Genomic DNA, 9452 nt, shown 5'->3' with positions numbered 1-9452 from the left:
CGGCGATGGCCACCGCGTCGGGTGAGAGAGTCGCGTTGTCGGACATAGCTCAAGATTACCGAGCATCGAACATGAGTTCATCACACGAAGGGGTGTAAGGGTGAGCCCCTGTTCGTACCCTGGAACCACGAGGAGCGCCGATTTCCCACGCCACGGCGAAGCCAAAGCCGCAGAGTCTCAGAAGCCGATCGTCGAAGGACGTTGGGCGACCAAAGAAGTTGCCGGTGGCTCGACCGCCGCGCAATGGGTCCCCGGCGCCGGCAGCTTTCCGGTGATCAGGTAGTCGTCGGTCGCCTTCGTTACGCACGTGCTGTTCTTGGAGTACGCGCCGTGGCCCCAGCCGTCGTAGGTCAGCAGTGTGTTGCCCGTCTGGCGGGCCACCGCCTGCGACCACGCGTACGGTGTCGCCGGGTCGTGGCGGCTGCTCAGCACCAGCAACGGGGGTGCGCCGTGCACCTGCAGCGGGTGCTGCGGGTTGCTGGTGCGGTTCGGCCAGCCGATGCAGCCGGTGACCGCCCGCCAGCCGAGGGAGTTGACCTTGATGTCCGGGGCGAACGCGGCGGCCACCCGGCGGTAGGTCTCCAGCTCCGCGAAGTTGTGCACGGGCATGTGCCAGTCGTCGCAGAACACGCTCTGGAAGACGTAGTTGATCGGGATGTCGTCGCGCAGCCGGGCCGAGGCGGCCGGTGCGGTGCCGTCCGCCAGTTCCTTGAGCACCGTCGCGAGCCTGCCCCAGGTCGGGGTGTAGAAGTTGCCCTGGAAGATCGACGCGAGGTCCAGCGGCTCGATCACCTCTTCGCTCTGCGGGTCCTTCAGTTCCCCGCGCGCGGCCTTGTCCTGCAGGTCGCGGGTGAGCTTGGAGACGTCGCGGCCGTGCAGCGCGCAGCTCGGCGTCCGGTCGCACCAGGCGGCGAACTCGCCGAACTCCGCCTGCACCGAGCGGGTTTCGCTGAGCAGGAACTCGGCCGCGGTGAACTGCGAGTGGTCCATGTTGCTGTCCAGCACGAGCGCGCGGACCTTGTCCGGGAACAGCTCCGCGTACTGCTGGCCCATCAGCGTGCCGTAGGAAACGCCGTAGTAAGTCAGCTTCGGCTCGCCGAGCGCGACGCGGATGGCGTCCATGTCCCGCGCGACGCTCTTCGTGTCGCCGAACTGCCCCAGTGGCCCGGAGATGCGGTTGCAGCTTTCGCCGAGCTTCCGGTTGTACTCCGCGAGCTGGTCGAACTCGGCCTGGTTGCGCGGCACGCGCGGGTGGTCGGCGATCAGTTCCTCGAGCCCGCACGAGATCCGGGTGCCGGCGCCGACGCCGCGCGGGTCGAACCCGACGGTGTCGAAGCGGCGGGTGATCTCGGGCGAGAGCGACCAGCCGTACTTGACCTCCTCGGTGCCCGATCCGCCGGGGCCGCCCGGGTCCATCAGGACCGAGCCGATCCGGGCCTGGGGGTCCGTGGCTTTGCGCCGGGCGAGCGCGACGGACGTGGTGCCGCGATCCGGGTGCGCCCAGTCCACCGGCACGGTCACCGTGCCGCAGTCGACGCCGGGCGCGTCGGCGCACGGCTGCCAGTCGACGGATTCCGCGGCCGAAGCGGGCGTTGCCGCCAGCAGGCTCCCCAGCACCGACGTCACCGCCGCGGCCGTCACCAGCCGCTTGCGCACCCCCGCCATCGCCCGTCCTCCCCCTCACCGACAGTATCCGACCCACTCCAGCAAATCACCGATCCGGTGCTCACGCCAGCTTCCCTGGTGAGTCACGCCTTCGCGTCCACTGTGGACGATCGCTCGGCCCGCCGGAGCCAGGCGGTGGCCAGTGCGCCGAGCACGCACAGCGCCGCCAGCACGCCGAAGGCCCAGCCGAACCCGGTCGCCGGGCCGGCGCTCAGGCCCCGGGACAGCACGATCACGCACAGCGCGCCGCCGAGTGCGCCGCCCACGCGCAGCACGATGTTGACCAGCGCGGTGGCGTGGCCGAGCTCGGCGGCGGCGACCGACGCGTACGCCGCCGTCGACGCGGGGAGGATCGAAAGCCCGAGCCCGGCGCCGCGGACCAGTAGCAGGGCCTGGATGAGCCACGTCGGCGTCTCCGGGCCGAGCCAGGGCATCGGCACCGTGCTCGCCAGCACCACCAGTGACCCGGTGAGCGCGACGGTCCCGCCGCCGTAGCGGTCGGTCAACCGTCCGGCCACGACCACGGACACCGTCGTGGCCAGCCCCATCGGCGCGAGCAGGACGCCCGACTCGGCGGTCCCGGCGCCGAGCCGGAGCTGGAACCACAGCGGCAGCAGCAGGACGGCGCCGAACATCCCGGCGCCGCCGAGCAGCACGGACGCGAGCGCGGAGCCCAGCACCGGCCGCGCCGCGAGCCGCAGCTGCAGCACCGGGTGGGTGGTGCGCAGCGACCACCAGGTGAACAGGCCCATGGCGGCGGCGCCGACGGCCGCGAGAGCGATGTCGAGCGAGCTGGGGGTGGCGAGTTCGGTGAGCGCGTAGACGAGCAGCGGCAGGCCGAGCGACACCATGGCGAGCCCGCGCCAGTCCATCGGCGGTGGCTGCTGCCGGTCGCCGCGCGGCACGTACCGCAGCGCCAGGCCGAACGCGAGCAGTCCGATCGGGAGGTTCAGCCAGAACAGCACCGGCCACGAGCAGTGCGCGAGCAGGAAGCCGCCGACGCTCGGCCCGACGACCGGGGCGAGCCCGACCACCAGCGCCAGCGTGCCCATGGTGCGGCCCAGCCGTTCGGGGCCGACGGCCAGCCCGATCACGGTCTGCCCGGCGGTGACCATGACGCCGGCGGCCATGCCCTGCCCGGCCCGGACGGCGATCAGCGTGCCCGCGTCCGGGGCGAGGGCGCACACCACCGACGTGAGCAGGAACGCGGCCAGCGCGCCGAGCCACAGCCGTCCGGCGCCGAACTTGCGCCCGAGCCACGGCGTGAGCGGGAGCGCGGCCGAGAGGCCCAGCAGGTACGCCGTCGCGACCCACTGGATCTCGACGAGTGCGACACCGAGGCTGTCTCGCATCGATTCGAGTCCGACGGCGACGATCGAGGCGTCCATGTTGCCCAGGAAGCCGCCGAGGGCCATCACCCCGGACGCGATCCAGACGGTGCGCGGGATCGGCGGCGGGGCGGTGCGGAGTGCGGTCATGGTGCCGACGGTAAAAGCTCCAGGAAGGTTGAAGTCAACCTCGCCCGGCGGCCGGGCCGGCGGATCGGGCGCGGCGATCGCGCTCGTGTCACTGGGCCGATCGGCGGAAAACCACGCTCCGGCTGCTCCCGTTCAGGCCCCGGTAGTGCTCGAGGGCGGCCACGGACTCGGTGACCTGCTCGAAGCTCGGCAGGGCGCGCACGTTCGCCACCAGCGTCATGTCCTTGCGCGGGATCTCGACGAAGCACACCTCGACGCCGGCGTGCTCGGCGTGCGTGGCCACCTCGGCCTGCCAGGTCGGCAAATCGAGCTCGTCGCCGAGCCATTCATGCAGGTAGACACACCACTTTCCGCGCAGCAGCTCACCCGCGATGGCTTCCAGGCCGACCACGTACGGCTCGGTCACGCGCTCGGCCATGACCGTTCCCCGCAACACCAAGGCACTGCTTCCCTCCTGCACCCGGCGGCGACCCCTACCGCCGGAAAGCGCTCTCTCGGCGGTGGCCTCCCCGCTCCGCCGAGCAGCGCGAACCCCGGTGGCCGATGACCGAACACCGGGGCCCGCCAACTTACCGGGGGATTTGGTTCCCAGCAACCGTTTCCCGGAGATCACGGAAATCGTGTGCACAATCGGCGTGCGGATGCACGGTCATTTCAGCCGGGTGCGCAGCAGGTTGGGTGATCCACCGAAGTACGCGCTGTCGGCCACGTACAGCGTGTCACCGCGGACGGCTACGGACGTCGGGTTGGCCAAGCCATCCGAAATGGACAAAATGGTCCGGACCCCGTCGCGGCCGACGCTGACGACCCGGTTCTCCTGGTTGACGGCCGCGATGACGTCCTCGCCGTGGAAGGCGAAGTCGTCGACCGGCCCGAGACCCGAGGCGACGACCCGGCCGGGTGCTCCGCTGAGAGGGAAGCGGACCAGCGTGCCGCGATCCAGGTTGGACACCCAGAGCGCGCCGTCGTGAACTTTCACGCCGTTCGCGCCGAAGCCGCCGGACGGGGCGAGGAGGTCGCCGGTGGCCCAGTCGGTGACCCGGCCGGTGCGCGGGGAGACGCGCCGGACGACCGAGCCGAACGAGTCGGCGACGAAGATGTCGCCGCTGGCGGGGTCGCGCGCGACCCCGTTCTGGAACCCTGAAGGCGGTAGGGCGGCCACCTGCACCGGCGCGGTCCCGGGGCGCACGCGGTAGAGGCCGGTGGCCGCCGTGCCGGTCGAAACGGCCACGTACAGGTCGCCGCCGGGGGTGCGGACGATGCCGCCGAGGAACAGTTTCCGGTGCACCACCGGGACATCGCCGTCGGCGGGGATCGGGATGCGGGCGATGACGCCGATCTGCCCGCCGGGCGTGACCCGGCCGATTTCGCCGGTGTAGGCGAAAGTGAGGTCGGCGGAGCCGTCGGGCTCCAAGGCGATGTTCTCGGGCTGCTGCCCGGCGGAGAGGTCGAGCGGGATGATCCTGGCCGCCGCCCGGGCGGGTGCGGCCGGAACGGTGAGGACGGCGGCCGCGGCCAGCGCGACGCCGATCTGCTTGATGCGCAAGGGAACTCCGGTTCGTGGAGGGACGGTCCTGCGACCGTAGGCCCGGAGCGCACCCGGTCGCCAATAGCTCAGCCTGGGCCGGTCATCGGAAAACCGATCACAGATCGCGGGCGAAGCAGCGCGAGAGCGCTTCGCCGCGGTACGGCCCGTACGCCTCGATCGGTTCGTAGCCTTCGCGTTGGTAGAACCGGATCGCGTCCGGCTGCCCGGTGCCGGTCTCCAGCAGCAGCCGGGTGATCCCCAGGCCTCGCGCGTGGTCTTCGAGGGCGCGCAGCAAGGCGGCCGCGACGCCGGTGCCGCGGGCCGCCGGCTCGACGTACATGCGCTTGACCTCGCCCGATCCGGGGCCCAGCAGCCGCAGTCCGCCGCAGCCCACGGCGGTGCCGCCGGCGTCCCGCGCGAGCAGGAACACGGCGACGGTTTCGGCGGTGGGCACCGCGCCGGGTTCGTGGTCGTCGGTGCCGTAGCCGGTGTCGAGTTCGGTCCGCTGGGCTTCGCGCAGGCGGACGGCGTCGGGATCATCCCAGGTCACCGGGGTGATCGTCAGCGTGCAGCCGATCATCAAGGCGGCCTCCCTTTTCCGTAACGAATGTTACCGTAGCAGCTGTTACGCTTCCTGGGAAGGAGGCTCGATGCCGAAGCAGCGTGACGTCCAGGCGCAGCGAGAGCTGCTGTCGAACGCGACCTGGGAGGTGCTCGCCGCCGACGGCCTGCCGGGACTGACCCTGCGCGCGGTCGCCGAGCGCGCCGGCTGCACCACCGGCCTGGTGATGCACGCGTTCCCGACGAAGAAGGCGTTGCTGCTGCACGCACGCGACCTGCTGTACGCACGTACGGCGGTCCGCGCGGACGCGGCCGAAGCGGCGGCCGCGGACGCGTCGGGCGCGCTCGCGGCGGTGCTGGGCCAGGCGGTGGACCTCCCGCACGGCCACCACGAGGAATCCCGGGTCTGGGTGGGCTTCCTGGCGGCGGCCCTGGCCGACGACGACCTGGCCGAGCGCCACCGGGCGGCGAACCGTTCGTTCCTGGCCCGCGTCCACCGGCTGGTGGCGGCCTGCCGTCCGGAGTGGACGGACGAGCGGCTCGAGCTGACGACGAAGAGCCTGGTGGCGTTGGTGGAAGGGCTGAACGTCCTGGCCGCGGCCGACCCGAAGACCTACCCGGCGCGGCTGCAGCAGGCCGCGTTGGCCGAGGCGCTCGCGGCGATCACGCCGCCGGGCCGAAGCGACGGCGGTAGGCGCTCGGGCTGAGGCCGGTGTGGCGGCGCAGCTGCGCTCGCAGGTTGGCCGCCGTGCCGAAGCCGCTCAACGCGGCCACCCGGTCCAGCCGCAGCTCGCCCCGCTCGATCAAGCGGCACGCCAACGTCACCCGTTCCGTCGTCAGCCACGCCAGGGGTGTCGTGCCCAGCTCCGCGCGGAACTTGCGGTGCAGCGTCGCCGGGCTGGCCGCCGCGCGGGTGGCCAGGTCCGCGATCGTCAACGGCGTGTCCAGCCGCTCGAGGGCCCACGCCAGGACCGGGGCCAGGGAGGTGTCCGGCACCGCGGGCACCGGGCGCGCGATGAACTGCCGCTGGCCGCCGTCGCGGTGGCCGGTGAACACCAGGCGGCGGCTCACCGCGTTGACGACTTCGGCGCCGTGGTCGCGCTGGATGATGTGCAGGCCCAGGTCGAGGGACGCCGCGCTGCCCGCCGCCGTCAGGACGTTGCCCTCGTCGATGAACAGCACGTCCGGTTCCCACCGCACCCGCGGGAACTTCGCGGCCAGCGACGCCGCCCACTGCCAGTGGGTGGTCGCCCGCTTGCCGTCCAGCACCCCGGCCTCGGCGAGGGCGAACGCTCCCGTGCAGAAGCTCACCAGGCGGGCGCCGCGGCCGGCCGCCCGGCGGATCGCCGCGATGATCGCCGGGGCCGTGGGGACGCCGGTGTTCGGGCGGGCCGGGACGATCAGGGTGTCCGCCGTGTCGGCCGCCTCGAGACCGGCGACGCCGGACAGCGTGAACATGCCGAGGTTCATCCGGACGTCCGGCGTCGCCGCGCAGAGCGTGAAGTCGTACCAGGGCCGGTCGAGCTCGGGGCGGCGGAGGCCGAACAGCTCGGTCGCCACGCCCATTTCGAACGGGTTCGACTCTTCGGTGACGATCGCGACGACCCGGTGCGAGAATTCTTGCGGCATGTGCGATTCCTAGCACTCCCCGGCCGCCGGAGCCAGGCCGAGGATGGTCGGCATGAACCCGATCGACCTCAACGAAGTCCTCGCGAGCTTCGACGCCGCTTGGAGCCCGCGCATCGTCACCCGCGTCAACGACTACGACATCCGCCTCGCGCGGTTCGACGGCGAGCACGTCTGGCACGTCCACGAGAACACCGACGAGTTCTTCCTCGTCCTCGACGGCGAGATCGAGATCGGCCTGCGCGATCCGGCGGAACGGGTGGTCACGCTCGGCCGCGGGCAGGTCTTCGTGGTCCCGAAGGGGACGTTCCACAAGCCGTCGTCGAAGGCGGGGGCGAGTGTGCTGCTCGTCGAGCCGGCGGGGACGCTCACGGTCGGCGACGTGCACGACGAGGTCCCCGACCACGTCGACGTGACCACCGGGCACCTCGTATGACGTCGAAGCACGCGGGCTGACCTGCTGAGTCCTATCCCGGGACGGCGTACTCTCAGCCGCATGAAACGGACATCGTTCGCGCAGTGGCCGTGCTCGATCGCGCGCACCATGGATCTGCTCGGCGACTGGTGGACCCCGCTGGTGCTGCGGGACGCCTTCTACGGCGTGCGCCGCTTCGACGAGTTCCAGCAGGCTCTCGGCATCGCGCGCAACACCCTCGCCGACCGGCTCAAGCGGCTGGTCGACGAGGGCCTGCTGGAAAAGGTGCCGTACCAGACCGAGCCGGTGCGCCACGACTACGTGCTCACCGAGAAGGGCCGCGACTTCTACCCCGTGCTGCTCGCGATGACCCGCTGGGGCGACAAGTGGCTCGCGAGCGAGGCCGGCCCGCCGATCACCGTGCACCACCTCGCCTGCGGGCACGACACACACGCCGAGATCGTCTGCGCCGACTGCCGCGAACCGATGACGCCGGACGACACGCGGATGCGCCGCGGCCCCGGCTTCCCGGCCCGGCTGGCGCAGCGCCCGGACGTCGAGGAGCGGTTCGCGCGGCAGGAGTAGCCGTTGACAGGGTAGGTCTATCTACGCAACTATCGTGGTCAGCAGCCTCGGGAAAGGGAGTGCGACCACGATGGAGTGGACGGGTGCGCGGTACGCCGACCTGCCGACGGCCGAGGTCTCGACCTGGATCGACGCCGCGCCGGAGGACGTCTGGCCGGTCGTCTCGGACATCACCCTGATGCCCGAGACGAGCGCGGAACTCCAGTCCGTCGAGTGGTGCGAGGAAGGCCGCAAGTTCCTCGGCCGCAGCAAGCACGACGCGTTCGGCGAGTGGGAGACGACCTCGTACGTCGTGGAGTGCGAAGCGCCGCGCGTCTTCGCGTGGGCCGTCCAGGACCCCGAAGAGCCCAGCGCCGTCTGGAAGTTCACCCTCGAGCCGGACAACGGCGGCACGCGCCTGAGCCAGTGGATGCGGATGGGGCCCGGCCGGTCCGGGCTGTCGTTCGCGATCGACCGGATGCCGGAGAAGGAACAGAAGATCGTCTTCGTCCGCATGCGGGAGTTCGAGACGGCGATGCGGACCAACCTCGCCGCGATCAAGGCCCGGATCGAAAACCGATGAAGACCGCGACCACCGTCGAGTTCTCGACGGACACCCGCACGACGCTGGACTTCGTGCTGGAAGCGGAGAAACTCGGCCTCGACGTCTGCTGGGTGGCCGAAGCCTGGGGCTCGGACGCGCCGTCCGCGCTCGGCTACCTCGCCGCCCGCACCGACCGGATCCGGCTCGGTTCCGGGATCATCCAGCTGGGCACCCGCACCCCGGTCGCGATCGCGCAGGCCGCGCTCACCCTCGCCGACCTCTCCGGCGGCCGGTTCGCGCTCGGCCTCGGCCCGTCCGGGCCGCAGGTCGTCGAAGGCCTGCACGGCGTCCCGTTCGCAAAGCCGCTGACGCGCATGCGCGAGACCGTCCAGATCATCCGGCAAGCCTTCGCGGGGGAGAAGATTTCGTTCTCCGGCAACGCCTTCGAGATCCCGCTGCCCGGTGAAGCCCGCCCGATGCGGCTGTCCACCGCGCCGAACCCGGACATCCCGATCTACCTGGCGACGCTGTCGCCGAAGCTCCTCGAGCTCACCGGCGAGGTCGCGGACGGCTGGCTCGGGACCAGCTTCGTGCCCGAAGGCGCCGACGCGTACTTCACCCACCTCGACGCCGGGCTCGCGAAGGCGGGTAGGCAGCGTAAGGACATCGACGTCTGTCAGGGTGCCGAAGTCGCCTTCGCGGACAACGAAGCCGAACTGCGCACCCTGGTCGGCAGCCGCAAGAAGGAGCTGGCCTTCAGCCTCGGCGGGATGGGCTCGGCCAGCACGAACTTCTACAACAACGCCTACAGCCGCCAGGGCTGGGCCGACGTCGCCGCCGAGGTCCGCGAGCGCTGGCAGGCCGGGGACCGCGACGGCGCCGCCGCGCTCGTCACCGACGAAATGGTGCTCGGCACGACGTTGCTCGGCACCGAAGAGATGGTGCGGGAACGCTTGCGCGTCTGGCGCGACGCCGGCATCGACACCGTCCGGCTCTACCCGGCCGGCGAAACGCTCGAAGCGCGGTTGACGACGCTGGGTCGCGCGCTCGACCTGCTGTGAAGGGGACCGC

Annotated in this window: 11 protein-coding genes; 5 read left to right on the top strand and 6 right to left on the bottom strand. The window is 71.4% G+C overall.

Translation table 11 applies throughout. The features are described 5' to 3' along the window. Positions 1–177: 177 nt before the first annotated feature. From C2L58_RS16500 to C2L58_RS16480, 5 genes are all read right to left on the bottom strand, one after another. The gene (locus C2L58_RS16500; protein WP_103338454.1) at positions 178–1665 is read right to left on the bottom strand and encodes an alpha/beta hydrolase; all 1488 of its coding nucleotides are present in this window, start codon (positions 1663–1665) and stop codon (positions 178–180) included. A gap of 83 nt (positions 1666–1748) precedes the next feature. Continuing rightward, entirely contained in the window at positions 1749–3143 is a 1395-nt protein-coding gene (locus tag C2L58_RS16495; protein ID WP_103338453.1) for an MDR family MFS transporter, read from the bottom strand. An 88-nt stretch (positions 3144–3231) separates the two neighbouring features. Continuing rightward, positions 3232–3561, bottom strand: coding sequence for a hypothetical protein (locus tag C2L58_RS16490; RefSeq protein ID WP_199191291.1), 330 nt, complete (start codon positions 3559–3561; stop codon positions 3232–3234). A 231-nt stretch (positions 3562–3792) separates the two neighbouring features. After that, positions 3793–4689 (bottom strand): hypothetical protein, encoded by an 897-nt coding sequence (locus tag C2L58_RS16485; protein ID WP_233225761.1) that lies wholly within the window; start codon positions 4687–4689, stop codon positions 3793–3795. A 97-nt stretch (positions 4690–4786) separates the two neighbouring features. After that, positions 4787–5251, bottom strand: coding sequence for a GNAT family N-acetyltransferase (locus tag C2L58_RS16480; protein ID WP_103338451.1), 465 nt, complete (start codon positions 5249–5251; stop codon positions 4787–4789). A gap of 70 nt (positions 5252–5321) precedes the next feature. Between C2L58_RS16480 and C2L58_RS16475 the strand changes: the two genes are divergently transcribed. After that, on the top strand, positions 5322–5939 hold the full coding sequence (locus C2L58_RS16475; protein ID WP_103338450.1) for a TetR/AcrR family transcriptional regulator: 618 nt from the start codon (positions 5322–5324) through the stop codon (positions 5937–5939). Here C2L58_RS16475 and C2L58_RS16470 read toward each other — a convergent pair. After that, on the bottom strand, positions 5896–6861 hold the full coding sequence (locus tag C2L58_RS16470) for a helix-turn-helix domain-containing protein (protein WP_103338449.1): 966 nt from the start codon (positions 6859–6861) through the stop codon (positions 5896–5898). The genes C2L58_RS16475 and C2L58_RS16470 overlap by 44 nt on opposite strands. A 43-nt stretch (positions 6862–6904) precedes the next feature. Between C2L58_RS16470 and C2L58_RS16465 the strand changes: the two genes are divergently transcribed. From C2L58_RS16465 to C2L58_RS16450, 4 genes are all read left to right on the top strand, one after another. Beyond that, complete coding sequence (locus C2L58_RS16465) at positions 6905–7294, top strand: cupin domain-containing protein (RefSeq protein WP_103338448.1); 390 nt, start codon at positions 6905–6907, stop codon at positions 7292–7294. A gap of 60 nt (positions 7295–7354) precedes the next feature. Continuing rightward, positions 7355–7858 carry a winged helix-turn-helix transcriptional regulator gene (locus tag C2L58_RS16460; RefSeq protein ID WP_103338447.1) on the top strand — a complete coding sequence of 168 codons (504 nt, stop codon included), beginning with the start codon at positions 7355–7357 and terminating at the stop codon, positions 7856–7858. A 70-nt stretch (positions 7859–7928) separates the two neighbouring features. Further along, positions 7929–8420: an SRPBCC family protein gene (locus C2L58_RS16455; RefSeq protein WP_103338446.1), complete on the top strand. Its 492-nt coding sequence runs from the start codon at positions 7929–7931 to the stop codon at positions 8418–8420. After that, positions 8417–9442: an LLM class flavin-dependent oxidoreductase gene (locus C2L58_RS16450; protein WP_103338445.1), complete on the top strand. Its 1026-nt coding sequence runs from the start codon at positions 8417–8419 to the stop codon at positions 9440–9442. Before C2L58_RS16455 ends, C2L58_RS16450 begins: the two co-directional genes overlap by 4 nt. Positions 9443–9452: the final 10 nt, after the last annotated feature.

It is taken from the genome of Amycolatopsis sp. CA-126428 (assembly GCF_002904335.1).
Classification (GTDB): domain Bacteria; phylum Actinomycetota; class Actinomycetes; order Mycobacteriales; family Pseudonocardiaceae; genus Amycolatopsis.
Note: the sequence above shows the minus strand (reverse complement) of the source record. Positions and strands in the feature narration are given on the sequence as shown.

Excerpts from the sequence above, each read along its gene's own strand:
- C2L58_RS16500 (WP_103338454.1), bottom strand. The coding sequence starts at position 1,665 with ATGGCGGGGGTGCGCAAGCGGCTGGTGACGGCCGCGGCGGTGACGTCG.
- C2L58_RS16495 (WP_103338453.1), bottom strand. The coding sequence starts at position 3,143 with ATGACCGCACTCCGCACCGCCCCGCCGCCGATCCCGCGCACCGTCTGG.
- C2L58_RS16490 (WP_199191291.1), bottom strand. The coding sequence starts at position 3,561 with ATGGCCGAGCGCGTGACCGAGCCGTACGTGGTCGGCCTGGAAGCCATC.
- C2L58_RS16480 (WP_103338451.1), bottom strand. The coding sequence starts at position 5,251 with ATGATCGGCTGCACGCTGACGATCACCCCGGTGACCTGGGATGATCCC.
- C2L58_RS16475 (WP_103338450.1), top strand. The coding sequence starts at position 5,322 with ATGCCGAAGCAGCGTGACGTCCAGGCGCAGCGAGAGCTGCTGTCGAAC.
- C2L58_RS16470 (WP_103338449.1), bottom strand. The coding sequence starts at position 6,861 with ATGCCGCAAGAATTCTCGCACCGGGTCGTCGCGATCGTCACCGAAGAG.
- C2L58_RS16465 (WP_103338448.1), top strand. The coding sequence starts at position 6,905 with ATGGTCGGCATGAACCCGATCGACCTCAACGAAGTCCTCGCGAGCTTC.
- C2L58_RS16460 (WP_103338447.1), top strand. The coding sequence starts at position 7,355 with ATGAAACGGACATCGTTCGCGCAGTGGCCGTGCTCGATCGCGCGCACC.
- C2L58_RS16455 (WP_103338446.1), top strand. The coding sequence starts at position 7,929 with ATGGAGTGGACGGGTGCGCGGTACGCCGACCTGCCGACGGCCGAGGTC.
- C2L58_RS16450 (WP_103338445.1), top strand. The coding sequence starts at position 8,417 with ATGAAGACCGCGACCACCGTCGAGTTCTCGACGGACACCCGCACGACG.